This window comes from Streptomyces sp. NPDC051976, from assembly GCF_040680795.1.
Lineage (GTDB): Bacteria > Actinomycetota > Actinomycetes > Streptomycetales > Streptomycetaceae > Actinacidiphila.
This window is the reverse complement of record NZ_JBFAXL010000038.1, coordinates 16,751-42,328: the sequence shown is the minus strand read 5'-3', so window position 1 is coordinate 42,328 and position 25,578 is coordinate 16,751. Positions and strand designations below refer to the sequence as shown.

Sequence of the window (25,578 nt, the reverse complement as noted above, 5' to 3'; positions counted from 1 at the left end):
CGCACCTCCATCTGTTCAAAATGTACAGGACGTACATCTCGTTATGATGGGGAGCATGACCCATGACGTCCCGGTGACACAAGCGCGTGCGGAGCTCGCAGAACTCATCAACCGCGTGGTCTACGGCGGCGAGCAGGTGGTCCTGACCCGCCACGGCAAGCCGCTCGTCGCCCTGGTCTCCGCCGCTGACCTGCAACGACTGCGCGATCTTGACGCGCAGACGGAGGAGCAGGTGATCAGCACGGTCTCCTCGATCGGCTCCGGCACGTCCGCCACGGGCGAACGCCGCAGGTTCGGCATCGCGGCCGAGCACCGCGGCCCGCAGCCGGGCGACCGCCGCGGGTAACAGCCGCGTGTACCCGTAACAGCCGCCCGTAACAGCCGTTAACGCAGTCGAAACTCCACCGAACTACTCTGCGGCGACCGACGACTGTGAGGTGTGGCTGTGCAGTTGACCCCGCATGAGCAGGAACGCCTGCTCATCCACGTGGCCGCCGACGTGGCGGAGCGGCGCCGGGCCCGCGGGCTGCGGCTCAACCACCCCGAGGCGATCGCGCTGATCACCGCGCACGTCCTGGAGGGCGCCCGCGACGGCCGCGGCGTCGCGGAGCTGATGGCTTCCGGGCGCACCGTGCTGACCCGCGAGGAGGTCATGGACGGCATCCCCGAGATGATCCACGACGTGCAGGTGGAGGCCACCTTCCCGGACGGCACCAAGCTCGTCACCGTCCACGAGCCCATCGTCTGACCGGGCGGGAGCCACCGTGATTCCCGGAGAGATCCTTTACGCCGACGAGCCCGTGCCGCTGAACGCGGGGCGCCCGGTCACCCGGCTGGCCGTGGTCAACGCCGCCGACCGCCCCGTGCAGGTCGGCTCGCACTACCACTTCGCCGAGGCCAACCCCGGCCTGGAGTTCGACCGGGCCGCCGCCCGCGGCCTGCGGCTGAACATCCCCGCGGGCACCGCCGTACGGTTCGAGCCCGGCATCCCCGCCGAGGTCGAACTGGTGCCGATCGCCGGACTGCGGATCGTCGCCGGACTGCGCGGCGAGACGGCGGGACCGCTCGGCCCCGCGGACGGCGCCGCGACCGGGGGAGGAGACGGCCGTGGCTGAGCTGAGCCGGGCGGTCCACGCCGACCTGTACGGGCCCACGACCGGCGACCGCGTCCGGCTCGCCGACACCGACCTGCTGGTGGAGATCGAGCGGGACCTGTGCGGCGGACCGGGACGGGCGGGCGACGAGGCGGTCTTCGGCGGCGGCAAGGTCATCCGCGAGTCGATGGGCCAGGGCCGCGCCACCCGCGCCGAGGGCGCGCCCGACACGGTGATCACCGGGGCCGTCGTCCTCGACCACTGGGGGATCGTCAAAGCCGACATCGGCCTTCGCGACGGCCGGATCAGCGCGCTGGGCAAGGCGGGCAACCCCGAGACGATGGACGGCGTCCACCCGGACCTCGTCATCGGCCCGGAGACCGAGATCATCGCGGGCAACGGCCAGATCCTCACCGCCGGCACCGTCGACGCGCACGTCCACTTCATCACGCCGACCCTCATGACGCAGGCGCTGGCGACCGGCGTCACGACCGTCATCGGCGGCGGCACCGGTCCCGCCGACGGCACCCGGGCCACCACCGTCACCCCCGGTGCCTGGCACCTGGCGCGGATGTTCGCCGGGTTGGAGGCGTACCCCGTCAACGTCGGGCTGCTCGGCAAGGGCAACACCGTCAACCAGCGCTCCCTGCGCGACCAACTGCGGGCCGGGGCCGTCGGGTTCAAGATCCACGAGGACTGGGGCGCCACGCCCGCCGCCATCGACGCCTGCCTGACCGTCTGCGACGCCACCGGCGCCCAACTGGCCATCCACACTGACACATTGAACGAGGCCGGATTCGTCGAGGACACCCTCGCGGCCATCGCGGGCCGTGGCATCCACGCCTACCACACGGAGGGCGCCGGAGGCGGGCACGCGCCCGACATCATCACGGTCGTCTCACGGCCGCACGTGCTGCCGTCCTCGACCAACCCGACCCGCCCGCACACCGTCAACACCGTCGAGGAGCACCTCGACATGCTGATGGTCTGTCACCACCTCAACCCGTCGGTCCCCGAGGACCTGGCCTTCGCCGAGTCCCGGATCCGCCCCTCCACGATCGCCGCCGAGGACGTGCTGCACGACCTCGGGGCGATCAGCATCATCAGCTCCGACTCGCAGGCCATGGGGCGGATAGGCGAGGTGGCGCTGCGGACCTGGCAGACCGCGCACGTCATGAAGCGGCGGTTCGGATCGCTGCCGGGCGACGGCGCCGCGGACAACCGCCGCGCGCGGCGGTACGTCGCCAAGTACACGATCAACCCCGCGGTCGCGCAGGGCCTCGACCACGAGATCGGCTCGGTCGAGCCCGGCAAGCTCGCCGATCTCGTGCTGTGGGAACCGGCGTTCTTCGGGGTCAAGCCGCGGCTCGTCATCAAGGGCGGGCAGATCGCGTACGCGCAGATGGGTGACGCCAACGCGTCGATCCCCACCCCGCAACCGGTGCTGCCGCGGCCGATGTTCGGCGGTGTCGGCGCCGCGCCCGCCAGGAACTCCGTCAACTTCGTCACCGGCGCGGCCCTCGACGACGGGCTGCCCGAACGGCTGGGGCTCGGCAAGGAGTTCGTGCCGATCCGCGACACCCGGGGGGTCACCAAGGCGGACATGCGGGAGAACGACGCGCTGCCGCGGGTGGAGGTCGATCCGGACACGTTTACGGTACGGATCGACGGTGAGGTCGTCGAACCGGCGCCCGCCGCCGAACTGCCCATGGCACAGCGGTACTTTCTCTTCTGAGGCCGTGATGACGAACGCAGCACGCGCCGCCCTGCTGGTGCTCGCCGACGGCCGCTTCCCGGCCGGCGGGCACGCCCACTCGGGCGGCGCGGAGGCCGCCGTCGCGGACGGCCGCGTGCACGACGCCGCGTCGCTGGCGGCGTTCTGCCGCGGCAGGCTGCACACCTCGGGACTGGTCGCCGCCGCACTGGCCGCGGCGGCGACCTCCGGGGCCGACCCGCTCGCCCTCGACGCGGCGGCCGACGCGCGCACGCCGTCGCCCGCCCTGCGGGCCACCTCCCGGCGGCTCGGCCGCCAACTGCTGCGGGCCGCCCGTGCCGCGTGGCCCGACCCCGCCCTCGACGAGCTCGCCGCGGCCCGCCCGCGCGGCGCCCACCACCCCGTCGTGCTCGGCCTCACGGCCCGCGCGGCGGGCCTGCTCCCGCTGGACGCCGCCCAAGCCGCCGCCTACGAGTCCGCCAGCGGCCCCACCGCCGCCGCCGTCCGCCTCCTCAGCCTCGACCCCTTCCACGGCGCCGCCCTCCTGGCCCGCCTCGCCCCCGAGATCGACGCCATCGCCTCCCTCGCCGCTACGACGGACCCCACCACCCTCCCCGCGGCCTCCGCCCCCCTCCTCGACCTCGCCGCCGAGGAGCACGGGGGGTGGGAGAAGCGGCTGTTCGCCTCATGAAGCGGCGCCTGCGGCTGGGCTTCGGGGGTACGTCGGGCCTGCGGCCCGGGCCCTCTGCGGGGTTGCGACGGGTTCGGCACCGCCGGGTGCCTTGTGTGTGGCTCGGCGCCGTTGCGGCGGGAGCTTCTTCGGGCCTGCGGCCCGGGGCTGGGGCGGGGTGCCGTCGGTTGGCACCGCCGGGATCCGGTCATGTGGCCGGGCGCTGTCGCGGCGGGAACCTCTTCGGGCCTTCGGCCCGGGCCCTCTGCGGGGTGCGGCGGGTTCGGCACCGCCGGGTGCCTTGTCTGTGGCTTGGCGGCTTCGCGGCGGGAACTTCTTCGGGCCTTCGGCCCGGGCCCTCTGCGGGGTGCGGCGGAAGACGGGGCCGGCGGGGGCGATGTTGGTTGCTACGAATGGAGTGGGGCATGCACAGAGATCAGCCTGAGGTGTTTCCGGAGAGGTATGCGCACTCCGGGACGGTGGTTCGGGGGGACGGGCGGCGGAGGGGGCTGAGGGTGGGGCTTGGGGGGCCGGTGGGGTCGGGGAAGACGGCGACCGTGGCGGCGTTGTGCGGGGCGTTGCGGGACGAGGTGTCGATCGGGGTGGTGACGAACGACATCTACACGCGGGAGGACGCGGAGTTCCTGCTGCGGGCCGCGGTGCTTCCGGCGGAGCGGATCACGGCGGTGGAGACGGGGGCGTGCCCGCACACCGCGATCAGGGACGACATCTCGGCGAACCTGGAGGCGGTCGAGGACCTGGAGGACAGCGTCGGGCCGCTGGACCTGATCCTGGTGGAGTCCGGCGGGGACAACCTCACGGCGACGTTCTCGAAGGGGCTGGTCGACGCCCAGATCTTCGTGATCGACGTGGCGGGCGGGGACGACATCCCGCGCAAGGGCGGCCCGGGCGTCACCACGGCCGACCTGCTGGTGGTCAACAAGACGGACCTCGCGCCGTACGTGGGGGCGGACCTGGACCGGATGGCACGGGACGCGGCGGCGCAGCGCGGGGACCTGCCGGTGGTGTTCACCTCGGTCAAACGGGAGGGCGGCATCGAGCCGGTCGCCGCCTGGGTGGCCGAGCGGCTGGCGGCCTGGTCGGCGCTGCCCGCGTGAGGGCCGACGGGGGCGTGCGGGCGGTCGCCCGGCTCAGGGCGGTCGCCGACGGCCGCGGCGGTACGGCGCTGCCGCTGCTGTCCGGCGACGGCCCGCTGGCGTTGCGCAGGACGCGGCCCGGGCCGGAGGGCGCCGCCGCCGTGACCGTCGTGGGCGCGATGAGCGCGCCGCTCGGCGGCGACCGGCTGCGCATCGAGGCGGAGGTCGGACGGCGGGCGCGGCTCACGGTCGGGTCGGCCGCAGCCACCCTGTCCCTGCCGGGGCGCGACGCCGCACCGGCCGCGTACGAGGTGCGGCTGACCGTCGCCGACGAGGGCACCCTGCACTGGCTGCCCGAGCCGCTGATCGCCGCACGGGGCAGTGATCTGCGGATGACCACGCTGGTCGAACTGGCCGCCACCGCACGGCTGTTGCTGCGCGAGGAGCAGATCCTGGGGCGGCACGGCGAGCAGCCGGGCCGCCTCACCTCCCGGCTGACCGTGACGCGCGAGGGCACCCCGCTGCTCGACCAGGAGCTGTCCTTCGGCCCCGGCGTGCCCGGCTGGGACGGCCCCGCGGTGCTGGCCGGCTACCGTGCCGTCGGCCAACTCCTGCTGGTGGACCAGGACTTCGCCACGTCCCCCGCGACACCGCACGTGCTGGCGTCCGCCCGCGACAGCGCCGGCGGCCGGGCCGCCCTGGTCCCGCTGGCCGGGCCCGCCGTACTGGTCACCGCCGTCGCCCCCGACGGCCTGCGGCTGCGGCGGCTGCTCGACCACGCCCTGGCAGAGGCGAAGGCCCAGGCAAAGCCTCACGCCGCCCGGCCGATCACCCTCCCGGCCCCCCAGGCCGTCGGCTGACCGCGCCTCGCGCCGTCAGCCGCCCGGCGAGGAGCGCGCCCCCCGCCCCCGTCGGGCTGATCGCGCCTCACACAGTCACCGGCTCGGCGAGGAGCGCCCCCCGTCGGCTGACCCGCGCCTCACGCCGCCAGCCGTTCCGCGAAGAGCGCCGCCGCCGGGTCCAGGCCCTTGCGGTGGACGAGTTCGGTGCGATGGACCAGGCGCGGGGCGGTGAGTGGGATCGCGCCGCGCCCGGCGGTGGAGCGGGGGAGCAGGGCCAGGCCGTGGCCCGCGCGGACCAGTTCGCGCAGGGTGTGCAGGTCGGCCCCGTCGTAGCGCAAGGGCGCGGGGAAGCCGCCGCCGACCGCCGCGCGCAGATCGGGGAGCGGGACCGCCGTGCCGGGGGCGTCGAGCCAGAGCGCGTCCGCCAGATCGGCCAGCCGCAGCCCCGTACGCCCGGCCAGCGGGTGGCCCGGTGGGAGCAGCACCGCGAGCGGCTCCTCGCCCGCGGCGGTCACCCGCAGCCCCGCGGCCTCCGGCAGATGCAGCGGGTCGGTGGGCGCGACGGCCCCGTCGACCAGGCCGACGTCGAGTACGCCCTCCGCCACGCCCGCGACCAGGGCCGTCCGTCCCACCTGACGGATGGTCACCTCGGCGCGCGGCAGCGCGGATCTGACCTCCGCCAGCGCCCGCGCCGCCCGCCGGCCGAACGCGGCGCCGCACACCCCGACGACCAGCCGTACGACGGGCGTGCGGGCCACTCGTACGACATCGGCGCGGGCCGCCGCGAGCCGGGTGAGCAGCGGCCCCGCGTGGTCCAGCAGCCGGGCGCCCGCTTCGGTCGGGGCGACGGGCCGCCGCCCCAGCAACTCCACCCCGAGGTCGGTCTCCAGGGCCGCGATGTGCTGGGAGACCGCCGACTGGGTGTAGCCGAGTTCCCTGGCAGCGGCGGAGAACGACCCCAGGCGCGCGACCGCGCTGAACGTACGCAGCAGATGCGGATCCATGCTCATCAGTATTACTGATCGCACCACCACTGATCATCGTTGGACGTGATGCCTGTGCGGGCCGGAACATGGCGGCATGACGACAGCCCACACACCGACCGCCCGGATCGCCCTGGTCGGCGACCGGTCCCCGTCCGTCCGCTCCCACCAGCGGCTGCCAGGACTGCTGGCCGCGCTGCGGGAGCGCCACGGCCTGCCCGTCGACGCCTACTGGGTGCCCACCGAGGACGCCCTCGACCCCGGCGCCGTCAGCGGGTTCGACGCCGTCTGGCTGCTGCCCGGCAGCCCGTACCGCAGCGAGGCGGGCGCGCTGGCCGCCGTGCGGACCGCCCGCGAGGACGGTCTGCCCTTCCTCGGGACCTGCGGCGGCTTCCAGCACGCGCTGCTCGAGTTCGCCCGCAACGCCTGCGGGCTCACCGGCGCCCGCCACACCGAGAACGAGCCCGACGACCCCTCAGCGGAGCGCGCGGCGGACGACATCCTGATCGCACCGCTGTCCTGCTCCCTCGTCGGCCACGAGGGCCGGCTGCGGACCGTCCCCGGCAGCCTCGCCGAACGCCTGCTGGGGAGCAGGGAGAGCGTCGAGCGGTTCCACTGCGCCTACGGTCCCGTGCCCGGTCTGCTGCCGCGGCTGGAGGCGGGCGGGCTGCGGTTCACCGCGCACGACCCGGAGGGCGCACCGCGGGTGGCAGAGCTGCCCGGCCACCCGTTCTTCCTGGCCACCCTCTTCCAGCCCGAACTGGCCGGGGACGGCACGGTGCCGCATCCCTACATCCGCGCCCTGGCCGCCGCGGCGGTCACTCGTGCGGCGGACCCGAAGTCCTATGTGGAATCACGCTTTGATGAAGAATCACCCGGCTGGCCTGTTCACAGCTGACACACAGGGGAAATGATTCGCTTCTGATCACTGTGGTCACCGTGGCCACAAGCCACGGTCCAGGAGGGGAGTTTCCACCTTGAGACGCACGACCGTGCTCGTCTCCACCGGCGCCCTGATCGCGGGTGTGCTCGCCGTCGCACCCGCGGCCTCCGCGGGCGCCCCGCACTCCGCCGACCCGACCGCCGGAGCCGCGCGCTCCGTCGGCGTGCCGGAGTCCGTCGGTGTCATGATCGCCGCGGCGAACGCCGCCCACCACGGCATCGACTGGGCCGCCTGCCCGGACACCTGGAAGATCCCGGCACCGATCCAGTGCGGCTACGTCACCGTGCCGATCGACTACGCCAAGCCCTTCGGCGACACCATCAAGCTGGCCGTCGACCGGATCGGCAACACGGGCACGCCCGAGCAGCGGCAGGGCGCCCTCGTGTACAACCCGGGCGGCCCCGGCGGCTCCGGGATGCGCTTCCCGATCCGTGTCACGAGCCACTCGGCGGTGTGGGTCAACACCGCCAAGGCGTACGACTTCGTGGGCTTCGACCCGCGCGGCGTCGGCCACTCCGCGCCGATCTCCTGCGAGGACCCGCAGAGTTACGTCCAGGCGCCGAAGGCCGACCCCGTACCGGACAGCGACGCGGACAAGCAGGCGCAGCGCAAGCTGGCCGCCGAGTACGCGCAGGGCTGCCTGGAGCGCACCGGCGCCCGCATGCTGTCGCAGATGACCACGCCCAACACCGCCCGCGACATGGACGTCATCCGGGCCGCGCTGGGCGAGAAGAAGCTCAACTACCTGGGCGTCTCCTACGGCACCTACCTCGGCGCCGTCTACGCCACGCTCTTCCCGACGCATGTGCGCCGGATGATCGTGGACAGCGTCGTCGACCCCTCGCGGGACCAGATCTGGTACCAGAACAACCTGGACCAGGACGTCGCCTTCCAGGGCCGCTGGGTGGACTGGGAGACGTGGGTGGCGAAGTACGACTCCGTCTACCACCTCGGTGACACCGTCGCGAAGGTGCAGGCGAAGTGGGAGGCGCTGCGCGCCGTCGCCAAGAGCCACCCGATCAGCGGCGTCGTCGGCCCCAACGAGCTGCTCGGCTTCTTCCAGAACGCCCCCTACTACGACTCGATGTGGGCCACGGTCGCGGGCACCTGGAGCAAGTACGAGGCCGGCGACACCCAGGCGATGGTCGACGCGGCCGGTCCCGACATGTCCGACACCGCGGGCAACATCACCGCGGAGAACGGCACCGCCGTCTACACCGCGGTGGAGTGCACCGACGCCAAGTGGCCCACCAGCTGGCGCAAGTGGGACCGGGACAACACGGCGCTCAACGCCCAGTACCCGTTCCTCACCTGGTCGAACGCCTGGATGAACCTGCCGTGCGCCACCTGGCCGGTCCGGCAGCGGCACCCCGTCGACGTCCGCTCGTACCGCGGGCTGCCGGGCGTGCTGATCGTGCAGAGCACCCGTGACGCGGCGACCCCGTACCCGGGCGCGGTGGAACTGCACGGCCGGTTCGACGGTTCGGTGATGATCACCGAGAAGGACGCGGGCTCGCACGGTGTCACCGGACTGGTGAACCCGTGCATCAACTCCCGGGTCGACGCCTATCTGCTGCAGGGCACCCTGGACGCGCAGGACGTGGTGTGCGGTCCGCACGCGACGCCGGTCCCGGCGGCCAGCTGACCCTCAGTCACCAGCGCGTGAGCGGTGGGCCGTTCGTCACCTCGCGGTGGCGGGCGGCCCACCCCCATGCGCCGGGTCGGCGGGAGCAGGGCGTGTGCTATTCGGCCGGGCCGCCCGCGATCGGCTCGGTCCGCGGCGCGGCGATCCGCACGTAGTCCTTGGTGGCGAGCGCCAGTGAGCGGTCGAGGCGGGCGGCGTTGAAGAAGATCTCGTCGTGCTCCAACAGCCCCGGGTCCACGACCAGTTCGAGCCGCTCGGCGAAGGAGAACGGCAGCACCGTACCGCTGACGCTCCCGGCGAGCTGCTCGGCGATGTCGCGGGAGGCGAAGGAGACATAGGTCCCCTCCAGCAGCGCCTTCACCGCGTTGAGGTCCACCCGCCGGTCGCCGGGCACCACGGCCAGCACATAGCGGGTGACCTTCTTGCCCACCTTCACCATCACCACGATGCACTTCGCCGCCTGCGCGAGCGTGTTGCCGCGCAGCGCGCTCACCAGCTCCGTGGCGCCCTCCGGCGCGTGCTCGATGACCCGGTACTGCGCGCCCTGCTCGTCCAGCAGCGCGATCAGCCGGTCGTACGTCTCGTGCTCGCTCATCTGCCCGGCTCCACTTCGGTCGTTCGGGGTCCGTCGGCATCGTACGTGGCGGGTCGAGGTGGGGCCGCCATGACCGCTTGCGAAGCGCCACAGACGCGATATATCGTGAGTCGCGTTCCGTTCCCCATCAGGAGGTCCTCCGGTGTCCGACCTTTCGCCGCGGGAGCACTCCGCCGCCGCTCCGCAGATGCGGGCCTCCGACGAGGAGCGCGACCACACCGCCGCGGTGCTCGCCGACGCCTATGCCGCCGGGCGGCTCAGCGCGGAGGAGCACACCGAGCGGCTGGAGGCGGCCTATTCCGCCAGGACCCGCGGCGAGCTGGCGCCGCTCACCGCGGACCTGCCGGTGCCCACGCCCGGGGCCAACCTGGTCTCGCCCGCCGACAACGCGCCCGTGCGGGCGCTGTTCAGCAAGGTCCGGCGGTCGGGGCAGTGGCCGGTGCCGCCGCGTACCACCGTGCGCTCCCAGTTCGGGGCGATCGTCATCGACCTGCGCCAGGCGGTCTTCACCCGCCGCGAGGTCGTGATCGAGGCCGACTCCTTCTGCGGGAAGGTCGAGATCCTGGTCCCCGGCAACGCGCAGGTCTACGACACCGGCACCGCGCTGTTCGGCAAGCGCTCGCAGCACGGCCGCCGTGACGAGGGCAAGGGCGCCGAGGACGGCCCCGTGGTCCGCATCACCGGACGCTCGGTCTTCGGCCACGTCCGGGTGATGCGCTCCTACAAGTACCCCTGGCGGGACGGCCGCTGACGCCGGCTCGGCCTGGCGCGGTCAGCTGCGGTGCGCTGCCAGCCAGCGGTCCTCCGCCGCGTAGTCGAACCAGTCGCCGTACTCCGCCGACAGCCGGGCGGGCAACGGAAACAGCTCGCGCCAGTCCTGTCCTCCGGCGAGCGCCGAGGTCAGCCACTCGACCGTCTCCGGCAGCGACTCCTCGTAGCCGGTGACGGCGGTGTAGCCCAGCTCCCGCTCCGCCGCCGTCATGTCCAGCACCATCGGGTACGGCGTGTTCCACGGTGTGTCGCCGACCGTCGGCTCCGGCGGCGGGCCGTCGACCAGCACCAGTTCACTGGTACGGCCCAGGACCGCGTCGATCGCCGCGGAGATCTCCGCGACCGTCGGCACCCGCGGGTCGCCGGCGTTCAGCACCCGGGAACCCGGCGTCGCGGCCGCCAGCCGGACCAGCTCCGCGATGTTCGAGGCGTGTACCGGATGGAACCTGCTGGCGCCGCCGTAGGCCAGCACCCGCACCGGGCGGCCGTCCAACGCCCTTTTGACGAAGTGCAGTTCGCGCGGCAGCGGGCTGTGGGCGCCATGGATCGCCCCGGCCCGCAGCAGCGTCGTGGGCAGCCGCGACCCCGCCTCCAGCAGCGTCCGCTCCAGCTCCACCTTGCGTGTCCCGTACGTGGCCGGGCCCGGTGCGACCACCGTATTCGTCTCCGGCACCGGCACCGGATAGCGCGGATTTCCGTCCGGTTCGAGCTGCGTGTCGAAGTTGCGGCCCTTGTCGTCCTCGTAGACCGCCGCGCTGGAGATCACCACCGCCGAGCCGATCCGGTCGGAGAGCGAGAGCAACTGACGTGCGTCGGCCTCGCCGTAGGCCACGCAGTCCAGCAGGACGTCGCAGCCGTCGCCGAGGGCCGCGGCCAGCGCGGCGGTCTCGCTCCGGTCCACCCGGACCGTGCGGACGTCTTCCGGCCACCGCGGGTCGGTGCCGCCGCCCCGTGAGGCGGCGGTCACCCGCCAGCCGTCCTCCGCCAGCGCGCGGACGGCCTGGCGGCCGATCTGTCCTGATGCCCCGAGGATGAACGCGGTTCCCGTCATGGCGGTGACGTTATGCGGCTACCGCCGCGCCGGGTAGGGAGTTCGCTCGGCGCGAATTCGCGCTGAGCGCAACCGGGGAGGACCAGCCGCTTGCGGTGGTCGGCCGGTCCGGCGGCCGGTGGGGGCTGGTCGCGCGGTTCCCCGCGCCCCTTCGGGGCTCGGATTCCCTTGTGGCTCAGGAGGAGGACTTGCGGCGGAGGCGGGCGGTCATGCTGTGGGGGTTTGCCTGGGCCTGGGCCTGTTGCTCGGCCTTGACGTCGCCTGCGTAGCGGTCGACGTATTCCTGGCCCGACATGGCCAGGACCGCGTACATGATCTCGTCGGTCACCGCGCGTACGGCGAAGCGTTCGCCCTCCATGCCGTCGTAGCGGCTGAAGTCCAGGGGCTCGCCGAAGCGGATGGTGACGCGGCCGATGCGGGGGAGTTTGCGGCCGGGGGGCTGGAGTTCGAAGGTGCCGAGCATCGCGCAGGGGATGACCGGCGCGTGGGCGCGCAGCGCCATCACCGCCACACCCGTGCGGCCCTTGTACAGCCGCCCGTCGTGCGAGCGGGTGCCCTCGGGGTAGATGCCCAGCAGTTCGCCGCGCCCGAGAACCTTCAGTGCCGCGTCGACCGCCGACTGCGACGCCTTTCCGCCCGACCGGTCCACCGGGATCTGCCCCACGCTGCGGAAGAAGGCCGCGGTGAGCCTGCCCTTGAGACCCGGCCCGGTGAAGTACTCGGCCTTCGCCAGGAAGGTGATCCGCCGCGGCAGGATCGCGGGCATCAGGAAGTGGTCGGAGAACGACAGGTGATTGCCCGCGACAATGGCCGCGCCCTCTTCCGGGATGTTCTCCATGCCCTCGATCCGCGGCCGGAACAGCAGCCGCAGCAGCGGCCCGAGGATCACGTACTTGAGGACCCGGTAGAACACGGCGGCTGCCTCCCCTGACGAGTCCCGGCACGCCCGGGTCGCGCTGCCCCGGTCGCCGGGTGCCCCGGAAGAGTAGTGCCCAGGCCCGCGCCGCGCGAGTCCGCGCGCCAGCGACCGGCGGAAGGGAATTAATTGGGATGTGGCCGCGGGCACCCCGCCGCTACATTCGGTCGTGCCGCGAAGCGCCGCACGGGGTTACTTCCTCTCCAGAAAACACACCCCGCGCTCTGTGTACTCGCAGCACCTTTCGGGGGGACAACTGGACACGGGTGGCGGGCGAAGCGCAGTGCGGGCTTACTTCGTTTTGGGAACGAGCGGTTGCGGGTTCGAGTCCCGCCCGGCTCTTCGGAGCCGGTAGCTCAAACGGGTAGAGCGCTATGTGGCCCGTACGCCTCGCACTCGCCCGCTTCCCGTGTCCAGCAAGCCCACCGACCGGTCGCCTCGCGGCCGGACCGACAACTGAACAGGCGTCGCGAAGCGCAGTACGGGTCTACTTCCGCTCATAACGGGGAGGTCGCGGGTTCGAATCCCGTCCGGTCCACCACACGGGCCGGTAGCTCAGTGGCCCAGAGCACCAACGCAGCTCGTACGACAGGTACTCGCGACGCCTTTTCACCTCTCTCCGCCGGTCCGGGAATTCCTCTTCCAGTAACCGTCAGGAGATTTTGGCATGGGCAAGTTTACTTTTGCGCGCCGCGCGCCGACCGCACCCGTCAGCACCACCGGCGCCGCGACCGCCACCTTCGAGGGCGGCGCCGCCTTCCGCCGCGACGCGAAGTCCGACCTCTTCCTCTGCGCCGTGACCAACATGGTCGGCGAGGACACCTTCTATGAGCGCGCGGGCGACCGCGACCAGCGGTTCCGCGACCTGGTGCACGCCGCGACCGCCGCGGACCCGGACTGGGTGGCGGCCTTCGTGCCGTATCTGCGCGGCGAGATGAACATGCGCTCGGCCGCGATCGTGGTGGCCGCGGAGTCCGCGCTGGCCCGGCGGGCGGGCACCGGGGTGCCCGCGACCGTGCCGGTGCGCCGGATGGTCGCGGACGCCATGCTGCGGGCGGACGAGCCCGCCGAGTTCATCGCGTACTGGAAGTCCCGCACCGGCAAGGTGACGCTGCCCGGCGGTGTGCAGCGCGGTGTCGCCGACGCGGTCGCGCGGCTGTTCACCGAGCGCGCGGCGCTGAAGTACGACGGTGTCGCCTCCGCGTGGCGGATGGCGGACGTGGTGGCGCTGGCCAAGCCGGTGCCGTCCGGGCCGTGGCAGGCGGACCTGTTCGACTACCTGGCCGACCGCCGCTGGAAGCGCGACACCGTACGGGTCACCGACCGGCTGCCGGTGCTGTCCGCGTACCGGGCGGCGATGGAGATGCCGGAGGCGGAGCGCAGGGAGTGGTTCCTCGCGGACCCGCGGCGGCTGCGGGCGGCGGGCATGACGTGGGAGCAGCTGTCCTCGCTCGGCCCGATGGACGCGGCCGCCTGGGCGGCGATCGCGCCCTCGATGGGCCTGATGGCGCTGACCCGGAACCTGCGCAACCTCGACGAGGCGGGGGTGTCCGAGGAGGTGGCCGCGGCCGTCGGCGCGCGCTTCGCCGACCCGGACGAGGTACGGCGCTCGCGGCAGTTCCCGTACCGCTTCCTGTCGGCGTACCGCACCGCGCCCTCGCTGCGCTGGGGGCACGCGCTGGAGCGGGCGCTGCTCGCGTCGACCGCGAACATCCCGGCGCTGCCGGGCCGCACCCTGGTGCTGGTCGACACCTCGGCGTCGATGACCGGGGCGGTCTCGGCGCGGTCGAGGATCCGGCATGTCGACGTCGGCGCGCTGTTCGCGGTGGCGCTGGCGGCCCGCGGCTGCGAGGTGGACCTGGCCGGGTACGCCGACGGTGTGTTCGCGCACCGGCTGCGGCGCGGCGGCAGCGTGCTGCGGCAGACCGACGAGTTCTGCGCGCGGGTCGGCGAGGTGGGTCACGGCACCGAGACGGTCGCCGCGCTGCGGCGGTCGTACCGGGGGCATGACCGGGTGCTGGTCTTCTCGGACATGCAGGCGTTCGCGCATCCCGGCCACGGGCGCCAGGGCCTGTCGGTCTCCGAGGCGGTCCCCGCCCGGGTGCCGCTGTTCGGCGTCAACACCACTGGTTACGCGCCGTCGGCGATCGACACCCGGCAGGAGCACCGTTACGAGATCGGCGGCTTCTCCGACAAGCTCTTCACCATGGTGGAGCTGCTCGGCCGGGGCCGGGACGCGGTGTGGCCGTGGCAGGAGTGAGGCCGGACGGGGACGTCCGGCCGGGGCGCCCGCCCTCCCTCAGGGGAGAGCGGGCGCCCCGCCTTTGGCGTCATCCCTCCGGGTGGGCCGCCCGGCGCGGCATCAGGAGGGCGACCAGGGACGCCACCACCATCGCCCCCGCGGAGGCCAGCAGCGTCGTCTCCGCGGCGCCGGCGAACCCGTGGCCGGCGCGGTCGAAGAAGACCGTGCCCAGCACCGCCACACCGACGGCGCCGCTGAGCTGCTGCACGGCGTTGAGGACACCGGAGGCGGAGCCCGCCTCGCGGTCGGAGACCCCGGCCAGCGCGATGTCGAAGAAGGGCGCCATCACCAGGCCGAGACCGATCCCGCTGACCAGCAGCGAGGGCGCCAACTGCCAGGCGCCGGGGGTGTGCGCGGTGTGCACCGTGACCGCGGCGGCTGCCAGCCCGGCCGCGCTGATCAGCAGGCCCACCTGGATGACGCCCCTGCCGTAGCGCTTGCTGAGCCAGGCGCCGGAGAGCGTGGCGCCGATCACCGAGCCGAACGCCCAGGGGATCATCGCCAGTCCGGCGCGCAGCGGGCTGAAGCCGAGGCCGTACTGCAGGTAGAGCGGGATGACCAGCAGCAGGCCGCTGAGCCCGGCGAAGAAGACCAGGCCCACGGCGAGCGAGCCGCTGTAGCCGTGGCGCCGGAACAGCCCCGGCTCCACCAGCGGCGATCCGCCGCGCCGCTGGACCGCCCGCTGGTAGAGGACGAAGAGGCCGAGTACGGGCAGGGCGGCGGCCATCATCAGATACGTCCACAGCGGCCAGCCCAGGTCACGGCCCTGGACCAGCGGGTAGAGCACCAGCAGCACCGCCGCACCGGCCAGCGGCACCGCGGGCAGGTCCAGCCGCGGCGCGTGCGGGGCCCGGCTCTCGGGCAGCACCCGCAGCGCGGTCAGGAAGGCCGCCAGCCCGAGCGGAACATTGATCAGGAACACCGCGCGCCAGCCGGTGCCGAGGACGTCGGCGTCGGTCAGGAAGCCGCCGAGCACCGGGCCGCCGACGGCCGCCAGGCCCATCACCGGGCCGAACACCGCGAAGGCGCCGCTCAGTTCCGCCGGCGGGAACAGCTCCCTGATCAGCCCGAGGCCCTGCGGCACCATCAGCGCGGCGAAGGCGCCCTGCGCCACCCGCGTGCCGATCAGCATCCCGACCGAGACCGAGCAGGCGCACAGCAGCGAGCAGGCGGCGAAGCCCACGACACCTATGAGGAACATCCGGCGGCGGCCGAGGATGTCGCCGAGCCGGGCCCCGGTGATCATCAGCATCGCGAACGGGAGGGTGTATCCGGCGGCGATCCACTGGATCTGCGTGGAGCTGCCGCCGAAGTCCGCCTGGATCGACGGGGAGACGACTCCCACGATCGTGGCGTCGAGCAGGTCCATCACCTCGACGGCGAGGACCACCGCGAGGCCGAGCCAGCGCAGCCGGTTGTCGCGGCTGACGGGGGGCGGGGGCGCGGTCGTCGTCTGGTCGGGCGCTGATGTGGTCATGCGATTCCTTCGAGGAGAGCGCCGGAGCGCGGGCGCGAACAGCGTTCGTGCGATACGAACACTGTTCTAGGAGCGAACGATGTTCGTGTCAAGTACAGTGTTCGTCACGGGGACGGCAGCCGCCCTGCCGCCCGCCTCGCGCCCGCTCTCCGGAGGAACCGTGACCGACATGCCCGCGACGCCGTGGGGACGCCCGCGCAAGACCGCTGTGCGCCGGGTGCTCAGCCAGGACGCGGTCGTCACCGCCGCGCTGCACGTGGTCGACACCGAGGGCGTGGACGCGCTGAGCATGCGCCGTGTCGCCCAGGAGCTGGGCACCGGCGCCGCCTCGCTCTACGCCCATGTGGCGGGCCGCGAGGAGCTGATCGCCCTGCTGCTCGACCGGGTGCTCGGCGCGGTCGACTGCCCGGAGCCGGACCCGGCGCGCTGGCAGGAGCAGGTGAAGGACGTGATGCGGCAGGCGAGGGCGGTGCTCGTCAGGCACGGCGACCTGGCCTGCCTGATGCCCGAGGTCAACGGCATCCCCACGGGCGAGAACGTCACGCGCGCCGCGGAGGGCATGCTCGCGATCCTCGCGGCGGCCGGGCTCCCGCCGAGGGTCTGCGCCTACGCGGTGGACGCCCTGCCGCTCTACGTCACCGCGGTCGCCGCCGAGGAGGCGGCCAGGGCGCGGCGCGGCGCCGCCGACCCGGAGCAGACGCACGACGCGCTCCTGGCGTGGCTCACCACGTACTACTCCAGCCTGCCCAAGGACCGCTTCCCGCTGATCACCGGCATGGTGGACGACCTGGTACGGGCCGAGGGCGACGAACGCTTCGAGTTCGGGCTCGACCTGCTGGTCTCAGGGCTGGCGAAGCACGCGCCCGCCGCGCCCGTGACCTGAGCCGCCGCGGCTCAGCGCGGTTCCCTGATGGCCGCCGCCCCCGCGGTGCACAGCCCGAGCACCACCCAGCCGAACCACAGCCAGCCGCTCGAACCCAGAGCCACGGTGTACGCGACCACCGCCACCAGGCACGCCACCGTGCACAGTGCCATCGCCCTCACCGGTCCCGGCATCGCACGCCCTCCTTCCGGAGCCGCGAGGCGGCGCGGTGGTGACGTGGCGGCCGTCGCGCCGTACCGAGGCCCGGTCTTCATGGTGGCCCCGGCGCGGCGTCCGTGGCTACCACTCTCCGTCGGTCACCTGGCCGGGATCGTTCCCCAGCGGCTGCACCTGGTGCGGCGGCACCCACGGCTGCTCGTCGTCGCCCAGCCAGTCGCCGACCGGTGTGACGCCGGCCAGCGGCTGCGCGGCGGCCAGGTCGTCGCCGTCCGCGTCGAAGTAGGTGAACCAGGGGAGTCCCGCCGCGTTGTACGCGGCCCGGTCCACCGGTGAGGCGGGCGCCGGCTCGCCGGTGATCGCCCGCCACTGCGGGGCCGTCGCCAGATGCACGAAGACCCGGCCGGAGGGCTCCTCGCGCCAGTCGTCCGCGGGCCGCTCGTCCCGGTACACCTCCTGGCGCATCCTGCCCCCGGCGCCCAGCCCCATCGCGGGCGCCGGACGCGCGGCCATCGGCACCGCCGGGCGGGGAGCCGCGCCGCCCGGAGCCATCGGCGGGAACGCGGCCTGCACCTCCTCGGAGGCGACCCCCCACGGCCCGCGGGTGGTCACCGTGCGCCGCGACTGCTCGGCACGCCACTCCTCCAGCGGCCCGTCACGCAGTTCGAAGACCTGGAGCTGCACCCCGCCCCAGACCTCCTCGCCGGAGACCTGCCCCTCGACGGTCGCGCCCAGGCCCAGCGGTACGGCCACGAACTGGCGTATCGTCCCCGGCCCGGAGTTGATGCCGTCGAGCCAGGGCTGCCGCGGCAGCACCACGTAGTTCTGCGGGTCACGCGCCAGCCGGTCGCTCCACGGCCGCCCCGAGACCGCGCAGACCTTGCCCACCCCCACCTGGAGCGCGGCCGGAACCGGCGACGAGAAGCTCAGCCACATCGCCTCACGCTGGTAGACCGGCAGCAGCACCCCGCCGTGCGCCCGCCACTGCTCGGGCGCCCGCTCGGGGAAGTCGGCCACCCGCCGCAGCGGGAAGGTGCCGAGCCCCGGCGGCAGCGGGTGCGTGCCCTGCTCGGGCAGCCGCAGGGTCCGCATGAACCGCACCGTCACCCCGCCGGGCAGTTCCAGCGCCGCACCCGATATCCGTACCTGCTCGCCCATCGAGGGCCCCCCTTTCGTCAACCGCGACCGCGCGCCTCCAACGACGCCAAATACGCGTTGTAGGCGACCAGTTCCGCGTCGCCGTCCCGGTCCGCGGCCCGGTCGCTGCGCCGCGCCTGTCGCTGCTCGGAGGTGTACCACTGGAACAGCAGCGCCACCAGCACGACGACTGACGGGATCTCGCTGAACGCCCAGGCGATGCCGCCCGCGGCGGTCTGGTCGGTCAGCGGATCCACCCCGAGCGAGACCGCGGGATGTTTGAACGTGGTGAGCATCGGCTCGCTGGCCATCATCACCGCGATACCGAAGAACGCGTGGAACGGCATGCCCGCGAACAGCTCCAGCATCCGCATGACATAGCCCGGCCGGTGCGGGCCCGGGTCGACCCCCATGATCGGCCAGAAGAAGATCAGCCCGACGAGCAGGAAGTGCACCATCATCGCGATGTGCCCGGTCCTGCTGTGCATCAGCGTGTCGAACAGCGGCGAGAAGTACAGCGCGTACAAGCTCGCGATGAACAGCGGCAGGGTGAACGCCGGATGGGTGATGATCCGCAGATACCGGCTGTGCAGCAGCTTCACCAGCAGCTCCCGCGGCCCGATCCTGCCGCGTCCCGCGGTGGGCAGGGTGCGCAGCGCCAGCGTCACCGGCGCGCCGAGCAGCAGCAGGATGGGGGAGAGCATGCTGAGCACCATGTGCTGCACCATGTGCACGCTGAACATGACCATGCCGTAGTCGTTGAGCCCGGTGCACATCACCAGGGCCACGGTCAGCACACCGGCCGCGAAGGACACCGTGCGGCTCACCGGCCACCCGTCACCGCGCCGCCGCAGCCGGAAGACCCCCCAGCCGTACAGCGCGAGCAGCAGCAGGCATCCCACCAGGAAGAACGGATCGCCGCCATTGAGCGCCAGCCCCCGGCCGAGGGTGAACGGCGGCAAGTCCATGTGCATGCCGTGTCCGCCGTGGTCCATCCGTCACTCTCCTGTCGGGCCGAGCGGCGCGACGCGTCCCGTGCGTGCGGCGCCGGATTCGACCGTTGTGCCCGCTCCAGAGTAGAACCGCCCCCGGCCGCGATCTCGGCCGGGGGCGGTTCCGCGTCCTCACACGGTCACAGCACGCACTCGGCCTCGACATACCGCTCGGCGGGCACGGTCTTGAGGTGCTCCACGGCCTCGGCGAGCGGCACCAGGGTGATGTCGGTACCGCGCAGGGCCGTCATCATCCCGAAGCGCCCGTTGTGCACGGCCTCGACGGCGTGCCAGCCGAAGCGGGTGGCGAGCACCCGGTCGTACGCGGTCGGGGTGCCGCCGCGCTGCACGTGGCCGAGGATCACCGGGCGGGCCTCCTTGCCCAGCCGCTCCTCCAGCTCCACCGAGAGCTGGTTGGCGACGCCGGTGAACCGCTCGTGCCCGTACGCGTCGGTGACGCCCGCGGCGAACTCCATCGAGCCCTCGCGCGGCTTGGCGCCCTCGGAGACCACCACGATCGCGAACTTCTTGCCCGCCGCGAACCGCTTGCCGACCAGCTCGGTCAGCTCCTCGATGTCGAAGGGCCGCTCGGGGACCACGATGGCGTGCGCGCCGGCCGCCATGCCGGAGTGCAGCGCGATCCACCCGGTGTGCCGCCCCATGACCTCCACGATCAGCACCCGCTGGTGCGACTCGGCGGTGGTCTTGAGCCGGTCGAGGGCCTCGGTCGCCACCATCACCGCGGTGTCGAAACCGAAGGTGACATCGGTGGACGCGATGTCGTTGTCGATGGTCTTGGGCACCCCGACGATGGGCAGGCCCGCGTCGGAGAGCAGCCGGGCCGCCTTGAGCGTGCCCTCACCGCCGATCGGGATGATCGCGTCGAGGCCCAGGTCGGCCACATGGCCCTTGGCCCGTTCGACACCGCCGCGCAGATGGGCGGGCTGCACACGCGACGACCCGAGAATCGTGCCGCCGCGGGCGAGAATGCCGCTCACGGCGTCGAGATCCAGCTTGCGGTAGTCGCACTCGAGCAGGCCCTTCCACCCGTCGTGGAACCCGATGACCTCGTCACCATGGTCCACCACGGCGCGGTGTACGACGGACCGGATGACGGCGTTCAGCCCCGGGCAGTCGCCGCCGCTGGTCAGCACACCAATACGCATCGCTCTCGCTACTTCCTGCAAATCGACCGGACGGCCGGACCCCGTCGTCCGGATGGATCGCCCCCAGCTTACCGAGCCCCGGTGTCACGCCTCCACGACGACCGAAGTGCGGACACCTGACTGTTTCTCAAACTTCCGGGGACGCTCCGATGACCCCCCTGGTGGGCCGCGGGCGGCCCCGGGAGGTCCTGGGGCGTGCCCTACGCGGGCTGGGTCGCCGCCGCGATGCGCTCGGCCCGCAGGGCCTCGAACCACTGGTCGTCGACCGGCGGCAGCGCGTTCACGTCGAGCGCCAGCTTGATCAGCAGATCGGCGATCTGCGGATTGCGGGCCATCACGGGGCCGTGCATGTACGTGCCGAAGACCGTGTCGTTGAAGGCGCCCTCGGTGCCGTCGCCGGTGCCGTTGCCCTTGCCCATCCGCAGCCTGGCCAGCGGTCTGGCCTGCGGTCCCACATGGGTGACGCCCTGGTGGTTCTCGAAGCCGGTGAGCGGCGGCAGGCCGAGTTGCGGGTCGATGTCGGCCAGGACGTCGCCCACGCAGCGCTCGCCCTCGCCGCGCACGCTGACCACGTCCAGCAGGCCGAGGCCGGGCTCGGGGCGGCCGAGGTCGTTGACGAACTCGTGGCCGAGGATCTGGTAGCCCGCGCAGACCGAGAAGACGATGGCGCCGTTGGCCACCGCGCGGTTCAGCCCGCCGTCACGGCGCAGCCGCTCGGCGGCCAGCCGCTGGGGGCGGTCCTCGCCGCCGCCGATGAGATAGATGTCACCCGAGGTCGGTACGGGCTGGTCGGAGCGGACGTCGACCCGGGTGACCGGCACCCGGCGCTGCAGGGCGCGGCGCTCGACGACCAGCGCGTTGCCCTGGTCGCCGTAGGTGCTCAGCAGGTCGGGGTAGACCCACACCAGGCGCAGGCTGGACTCACTCATGCGTGCTTCTCCTCGTGGGTGGCGTCGGGGCCGGTGCGGGGATCAGTTGCCGACCCGGCGGCGCAGGTCCTGGAAGGCCGTGTAGTTGGCGATGGCCTCGATCCGGCCCGGCGGCGCGGAGCGCACCGCCTCGTCGAGGTCGGCGCAGACCAGGAACTGCAGCCCGGCGACCTCCAGCCGTACCGCCAGGTCCAGCTTGCGGTCGCCGATGACGAGGATCGGGTGCCCGGCGAGCCGGGTGTAGTCGACGTCCCACAGCCAGGAGGTGTCGGTGCCGTCGGCGCCGCGCGCGTTGACCGAGAGGATCACCGGCGTCGGCGGGCCGTCGATCAGCGAGAACGTCTCCAGCCAGCCCGCCGGGTTCTTCGCCAGCAGCAGCCGGATCTCGCGCTGCTGGAAGGTCACCACGTCGTAGCGCCCGGCGACCGCCTGGACGGCGTACATCCGCTCCAGCGCGACCTTGGGGTCGATGCCGAAGGCGGCGGCCGCGGCGGCGGAGACCGCGGCGTTGGACTTGTTGGCCCGGCCCGGGAGCTGGAGGTGGATCGGCCAGGCGGCGCCGTGCGGGTCGATGACGCTGTCGCCGGAGAGCGCCCAGGTCGGGGTGGGGCGGCGGAAGCCGCACTCGGCGCAGAACCAGTCGTCCGACGGGCGCTGCAGCACACCGCCGCAGGACGGGCAGGACCAGGCGTCGTCCTTCCACTCCTGGCCCGCGGCCACCCACACCACGGTGGGGCTGGAGGAGGCGGCCCAGGTGATCAGCGGGTCGTCGGCGTTGGCGATGATGATCGCCTCGACGCCCGCCAGGCCCTCGCGCCACTTCTCGGCGAGCATCCGGGTCTCGGCGGCGCGGTCGAGCTGGTCGCGGGAGAGGTTGAGCAGCGCGATGGCCTTGGGAGCGACGTCCCTGGCGACCCCGGCGAGGTACTTCTCGTCGACCTCGATCACACCGAAGCGGGCGTCGGAGCCGCCCGCCAGCGCGGAGGTGATGCCCGCGGGCATGTTCGCGCCGAGGGCGTTGGAGACCACGGGGCCGCCCGCGCGCAGCGCCTCGGCGAGCAACCGGGTCGTGGTGGTCTTGCCGTTGGTCGCCGACACCAGAACCACGTCCAGGTGCCGGGCGAGCCGGGCCAGCAGGTCGGGATCGAACCTGAGCGCCACCCGGCCGCCGATCACCGATCCGCTGCCGCGGCCCGCCGCGCGCGACACCGCGGCCGCGGCCTTGCCCGCCGTCACGGCCAGTTTCGCCCGCGGCGACAGCGGATCCGAGTTGCCTGCCATCGTGTCTCTTCCTCCTCGACGCCGGTCGCCCCGCCGGCCTGCGGCGGCCGGTTTCCGCCGCCGCCACGCGCCACCTGGGGCGGCCGGTGAGTTCCGGTCGCGGCTCAGCCTATCGACTCCCCGCCTCGGCCCCGCACCGCGCCGCCCCGATCCCCGCATACTCTGACCTCCATGCGACGCGGCACCATCCCCGGCAGCACCGGCACCATCCGTGAGATGCGACTGCTCGGCGACCCCGCTCTGCACGCCCCGTGCACCGAGGTCACCGCCTTCGACGCCGAACTCGCCCGGCTCGTCGAGGACATGTTCGCCACCATGTACGCGGCCGGCGGCGTGGGTCTGGCGGCCAACCAGATCGGCGTCGGCCTGCGGGTGCTGGTCTACGACTGCCCGGACGACGAGGACCGCCGCCATCTGGGACATCTGGTCAACCCGCGGCCCGTGCACATCGGCGGCGTCACCGTCACCGGGCAGGAGGGCTGCCTGTCGCTGCCCGGCGTCGACGCGGGCACCAGGCGGTACGACGAGACGGTGGTCGAGGGCTTCGACGTCCGCGGCGAGCCGGTGACGGTGACCGGCACCGGCTTCTTCGCGCGCTGCCTCCAGCACGAGTGCGACCACCTGGAGGGGCGGGTCTTCACCGAGCGGCTGCGCGGCCTGCGGCGGGTGCGGGCGCTGCGGGCGGTCCGCCGCGCCCCCTGGGCCCGCTGACCAGGGCTTCCCGGTCGGAGCCCCGGGCCCGGCTCGCCCGGAGTCTGGATCGCAGCCCGGTCAGAGCCCGGTCAGAGCCCGGGGCTGCCCGCGCGGTCGCCCGCCGCGGCCAGCCGGCCCCACAGCAGGTCGGCGAGGTGGCGTACCAGCAGGTCGCGGGAGAACGGCCGCTCGCCGAGCCACCAGTCACCGGCGGCGTACATCATCCCGACGATGCCGTGGCCCCAGGCGCGGGCCAGTTCGCGGCTGTCGGGGCCGAGGTCGAGGCGCTCGGCGATCACCTCGGCGAGGTCCTCGCCCATCCGCCGCAGCAGCGGTACGGAGTGGCGGCCCGCGTCGAGGCCCTTCTCGCCGTCGGCGGGCACCTCCGCCGGGTGCATCAGGAAGCGGTACACCTGCGGGTGCGTCTCGATGGCCGACAGATACGCGTGCAGCGTCGCCTCGACCCGGTCCCGGCGGTCGCCGGGGGAGTCGAGCGCGGTGCGCAGGGTCGCCAGCAGGGCGTCGGTGTGACGCTTGGCGAGCGCCCGGTACAGGCCGCTCTTGTCGCCGAAGTGCCGGTACAGGATCGGCTTGGTGATGCCCGCCTCGGCGGCGATGGCGTTCATGGAGGCCTCGGGCCCGTCCCGCAGCACCACGCGGTCGGCGGCCTCGAGCAACTCGGCACGGCGCCGCTCCGTGGCCTTCTGCTGGTCCTGCCGCTGGCCGGTGTCCACCCGCGCCTCCCCGGTGTTCGCTTGCTGGTGGTCAGCGAAACGTAACACCCCGCGCGCCGCCGCCCGACGCGTGATCCGGGAGTTGACATTCCTTACTCATGGGTAACAGACTGCTGTTACCGCAAGTAACCGTCACGTGGAGGGGACCATGGGCGACTTCACGCTCGAGCTCAACGACGATCAGCAGTCCGTGCGCGAGTGGATCCACGGTTTCGCCGCGGACGTGATGCGCCCGGCCGCCGCCGAGTGGGACGAGCGCGAGGAAACGCCGTGGCCCATCATCCAGGAAGCGGCCAAGATCGGACTGTACTCGCTGGACTTCTACGCCCAGCAGTTCTTCGACCCCACCGGGCTCGGCATCCCGATGACGATGGAGGAGCTGTTCTGGGGCGACGCGGGCATCGCGCTGTCCATCGTGGGCACCGGCCTCGCCGCCGTGGGCGTCCTCGCCAACGGCACCGAGGAGCAGATCGGCACCTGGGTGCCGCAGATGTACGGCGACGTCAACGACGTCAAGGTGGCGGCGTTCTGCTCCTCCGAGCCGGACGCGGGCTCCGACGTGGCCGCCATGCGCACCCGCGCCGTCTACGACGAGGCCACCGGCGAGTGGGTGCTCAACGGCACCAAGACCTGGGCCACCAACGGCGGCATCGCCAACGTCCATGTGGTGGTGGCCGTGGTCGACCCCGAACTCGGCTCCAAGGGGCACGCCTCCTTCATCGTGCCCCCGGGCACCCCCGGCCTGTCCCAGGGCCAGAAGTTCAAGAAGCACGGCATCCGCGCCTCGCACACCGCCGAGGTCGTGCTGGAGGACTGCCGGATCCCCGGCGACTGCCTGCTCGGCGGCAAGGACAAGCTCGACGAGCGGCTCGCCCGCGCCCGCGAGCGCGCCAAGGCCGGTGAAGGCGAGCGCGTGAAGAACGCCGCCATGGCCACCTTCGAGGCGTCCCGCCCGGCGGTCGGCGCCATGGCCGTGGGCACCGCCCGCGCCGCCTACGAGTACGCGCTCGAATACGCCACCAGCCGCGAGCAGTTCGGCCGCCCGATCATCGACAACCAGGGTGTCGCCTTCCAGCTCGCCGACATGCGCACCCAGATCGACGCCGCCCGGCTGCTGGTCTGGCGCGCCTCCTGGATGGCGACCGCCGGCCGGCCGTTCACCTCCGCCGAGGGTTCGATGTCCAAGCTGTTCGCCAGCGAGACCGCCAAGAAGGTCACCGCCCAGGCGATCCAGATCCTCGGCGGCAACGGCTACACCCGTGAGTACCCGGTCGAGCGGATGCACCGCGACAGCGCGATCTACACGATTTTCGAGGGCACCAGTGAGATCCAGCGCCTGGTGATCGCCCGCACCCTGTCGGGCCTGCCCATCCGCTGACCGGCCGCCTGGCCCGTCGCGCCGGGACCGCCGCGGATTCCCGCCCGCGGCCCCGGCGCGACCCGTTTCCCCCGTAACGTGTGTTCGTTGGACAAAGCGGCACCATGCGCACAGTGGCGTCCGACGGCG

Annotated in this window: 26 protein-coding genes; 14 read left to right on the top strand and 12 right to left on the bottom strand. The window is 73.0% G+C overall.

Translation table 11 applies throughout. From position 1 onward, the window contains the following. Positions 1-55 precede the first annotated feature (55 nt). From AB0M29_RS30310 to AB0M29_RS30280, 7 genes are all read left to right on the top strand, one after another. Entirely contained in the window at positions 56-346 is a 291-nt protein-coding gene (locus AB0M29_RS30310; protein WP_365388379.1) for a type II toxin-antitoxin system Phd/YefM family antitoxin, read from the top strand. Positions 347-445: 99 nt separating this feature from the next. Next, positions 446-748: an urease subunit gamma gene (locus AB0M29_RS30305; RefSeq protein WP_365388377.1), complete on the top strand. Its 303-nt coding sequence runs from the start codon at positions 446-448 to the stop codon at positions 746-748. Positions 749-764: 16 nt separating this feature from the next. Continuing rightward, positions 765-1,115 carry an urease subunit beta gene (locus AB0M29_RS30300; RefSeq protein ID WP_365388376.1) on the top strand — a complete coding sequence of 117 codons (351 nt, stop codon included), beginning with the start codon at positions 765-767 and terminating at the stop codon, positions 1,113-1,115. Further along, positions 1,108-2,829 carry an urease subunit alpha gene (locus AB0M29_RS30295; RefSeq protein WP_365388374.1) on the top strand — a complete coding sequence of 574 codons (1,722 nt, stop codon included), beginning with the start codon at positions 1,108-1,110 and terminating at the stop codon, positions 2,827-2,829. Before AB0M29_RS30300 ends, AB0M29_RS30295 begins: the two co-directional genes overlap by 8 nt. 7 nt (positions 2,830-2,836) lie before the next feature. Beyond that, on the top strand, positions 2,837-3,499 hold the full coding sequence (locus AB0M29_RS30290) for an urease accessory UreF family protein (RefSeq protein WP_365388372.1): 663 nt from the start codon (positions 2,837-2,839) through the stop codon (positions 3,497-3,499). Between the two features lie 404 nt (positions 3,500-3,903). Continuing rightward, complete coding sequence (gene ureG, locus AB0M29_RS30285) at positions 3,904-4,596, top strand: urease accessory protein UreG (RefSeq protein ID WP_365388370.1); 693 nt, start codon at positions 3,904-3,906, stop codon at positions 4,594-4,596. Then, positions 4,593-5,435: an urease accessory protein UreD gene (locus tag AB0M29_RS30280; RefSeq protein WP_365388368.1), complete on the top strand. Its 843-nt coding sequence runs from the start codon at positions 4,593-4,595 to the stop codon at positions 5,433-5,435. The genes ureG and AB0M29_RS30280 overlap by 4 nt, the downstream gene beginning before the upstream one ends. Positions 5,436-5,554: 119 nt before the next feature. Here the strand turns inward: AB0M29_RS30280 and AB0M29_RS30275 are convergent, their stop codons facing one another. Next, on the bottom strand, positions 5,555-6,421 hold the full coding sequence (locus tag AB0M29_RS30275) for a LysR family transcriptional regulator (RefSeq protein ID WP_365388366.1): 867 nt from the start codon (positions 6,419-6,421) through the stop codon (positions 5,555-5,557). Between the two features lie 76 nt (positions 6,422-6,497). Here AB0M29_RS30275 and AB0M29_RS30270 point away from each other — a divergent pair, with 76 nt between their 5' ends. Further along, a complete protein-coding gene (locus tag AB0M29_RS30270; RefSeq protein WP_365388364.1) occupies positions 6,498-7,298 on the top strand; it encodes a hypothetical protein in 801 nt (266 codons plus the stop codon). A gap of 79 nt (positions 7,299-7,377) precedes the next feature. Further along, entirely contained in the window at positions 7,378-8,988 is a 1,611-nt protein-coding gene (locus AB0M29_RS30265; RefSeq protein WP_365388362.1) for an alpha/beta hydrolase, read from the top strand. Positions 8,989-9,085: 97 nt separating this feature from the next. Here the strand turns inward: AB0M29_RS30265 and AB0M29_RS30260 are convergent, their stop codons facing one another. Continuing rightward, entirely contained in the window at positions 9,086-9,583 is a 498-nt protein-coding gene (locus AB0M29_RS30260) for a YbaK/EbsC family protein (protein WP_365388360.1), read from the bottom strand. A 142-nt stretch (positions 9,584-9,725) separates the two neighbouring features. On the opposite strand from AB0M29_RS30260, the gene AB0M29_RS30255 reads away from it, so the two are divergent. Continuing rightward, positions 9,726-10,334: a DUF1707 domain-containing protein gene (locus AB0M29_RS30255; RefSeq protein WP_365388358.1), complete on the top strand. Its 609-nt coding sequence runs from the start codon at positions 9,726-9,728 to the stop codon at positions 10,332-10,334. A gap of 21 nt (positions 10,335-10,355) precedes the next feature. Here AB0M29_RS30255 and AB0M29_RS30250 read toward each other — a convergent pair whose 3' ends face one another. Next, a complete protein-coding gene (locus tag AB0M29_RS30250; protein WP_365388356.1) occupies positions 10,356-11,405 on the bottom strand; it encodes an NAD-dependent epimerase/dehydratase family protein in 1,050 nt (349 codons plus the stop codon). Positions 11,406-11,580: 175 nt separating this feature from the next. Next, positions 11,581-12,318, bottom strand: a complete 738-nt coding sequence (locus AB0M29_RS30245) for a lysophospholipid acyltransferase family protein (RefSeq protein WP_365388354.1) — start codon at positions 12,316-12,318, stop codon at positions 11,581-11,583. Positions 12,319-12,988: 670 nt separating this feature from the next. On the opposite strand from AB0M29_RS30245, the gene AB0M29_RS30240 reads away from it, so the two are divergent. Continuing rightward, positions 12,989-14,581 carry a TROVE domain-containing protein gene (locus tag AB0M29_RS30240; RefSeq protein WP_365388352.1) on the top strand — a complete coding sequence of 531 codons (1,593 nt, stop codon included), beginning with the start codon at positions 12,989-12,991 and terminating at the stop codon, positions 14,579-14,581. A 70-nt stretch (positions 14,582-14,651) separates the two neighbouring features. Here the strand turns inward: AB0M29_RS30240 and AB0M29_RS30235 are convergent, their stop codons facing one another. Then, complete coding sequence (locus tag AB0M29_RS30235) at positions 14,652-16,100, bottom strand: MFS transporter (protein ID WP_365388349.1); 1,449 nt, start codon at positions 16,098-16,100, stop codon at positions 14,652-14,654. Between the two features lie 169 nt (positions 16,101-16,269). Between AB0M29_RS30235 and AB0M29_RS30230 the strand changes: the two genes are divergently transcribed. Beyond that, on the top strand, positions 16,270-16,983 hold the full coding sequence (locus AB0M29_RS30230; RefSeq protein WP_365388483.1) for a TetR/AcrR family transcriptional regulator: 714 nt from the start codon (positions 16,270-16,272) through the stop codon (positions 16,981-16,983). An 11-nt stretch (positions 16,984-16,994) separates the two neighbouring features. Here AB0M29_RS30230 and AB0M29_RS30225 read toward each other — a convergent pair whose 3' ends face one another. The 6 genes from AB0M29_RS30225 to AB0M29_RS30200 all read right to left on the bottom strand — a co-directional run bounded on the left by AB0M29_RS30225 (position 16,995) and on the right by AB0M29_RS30200 (position 22,644). Then, positions 16,995-17,156, bottom strand: a complete 162-nt coding sequence (locus tag AB0M29_RS30225; protein ID WP_365388347.1) for a hypothetical protein — start codon at positions 17,154-17,156, stop codon at positions 16,995-16,997. A gap of 106 nt (positions 17,157-17,262) precedes the next feature. Next, positions 17,263-18,297, bottom strand: a complete 1,035-nt coding sequence (locus tag AB0M29_RS30220) for a hypothetical protein (RefSeq protein ID WP_365388346.1) — start codon at positions 18,295-18,297, stop codon at positions 17,263-17,265. Positions 18,298-18,314: 17 nt separating this feature from the next. Next, a complete protein-coding gene (locus AB0M29_RS30215; protein WP_365388344.1) occupies positions 18,315-19,271 on the bottom strand; it encodes a cytochrome c oxidase assembly protein in 957 nt (318 codons plus the stop codon). Positions 19,272-19,408: 137 nt separating this feature from the next. Continuing rightward, complete coding sequence (locus AB0M29_RS30210) at positions 19,409-20,434, bottom strand: 6-phosphofructokinase (protein ID WP_365388342.1); 1,026 nt, start codon at positions 20,432-20,434, stop codon at positions 19,409-19,411. A gap of 200 nt (positions 20,435-20,634) precedes the next feature. Continuing rightward, positions 20,635-21,363, bottom strand: a complete 729-nt coding sequence (locus tag AB0M29_RS30205) for a glutamine amidotransferase (RefSeq protein WP_365388340.1) — start codon at positions 21,361-21,363, stop codon at positions 20,635-20,637. A 42-nt stretch (positions 21,364-21,405) separates the two neighbouring features. Further along, positions 21,406-22,644, bottom strand: coding sequence for a MurT ligase domain-containing protein (locus tag AB0M29_RS30200; protein WP_365388338.1), 1,239 nt, complete (start codon positions 22,642-22,644; stop codon positions 21,406-21,408). A 171-nt stretch (positions 22,645-22,815) separates the two neighbouring features. Between AB0M29_RS30200 and def the strand changes: the two genes are divergently transcribed. Next, positions 22,816-23,355, top strand: coding sequence for a peptide deformylase (def, locus tag AB0M29_RS30195; protein WP_365388335.1), 540 nt, complete (start codon positions 22,816-22,818; stop codon positions 23,353-23,355). A gap of 71 nt (positions 23,356-23,426) precedes the next feature. Here def and AB0M29_RS30190 read toward each other — a convergent pair whose 3' ends face one another. Next, on the bottom strand, positions 23,427-24,071 hold the full coding sequence (locus AB0M29_RS30190; protein ID WP_365388333.1) for a TetR family transcriptional regulator: 645 nt from the start codon (positions 24,069-24,071) through the stop codon (positions 23,427-23,429). Positions 24,072-24,219: 148 nt separating this feature from the next. On the opposite strand from AB0M29_RS30190, the gene AB0M29_RS30185 reads away from it, so the two are divergent. Further along, positions 24,220-25,449 carry an acyl-CoA dehydrogenase family protein gene (locus AB0M29_RS30185; protein ID WP_365388331.1) on the top strand — a complete coding sequence of 410 codons (1,230 nt, stop codon included), beginning with the start codon at positions 24,220-24,222 and terminating at the stop codon, positions 25,447-25,449. Positions 25,450-25,578: the final 129 nt, after the last annotated feature.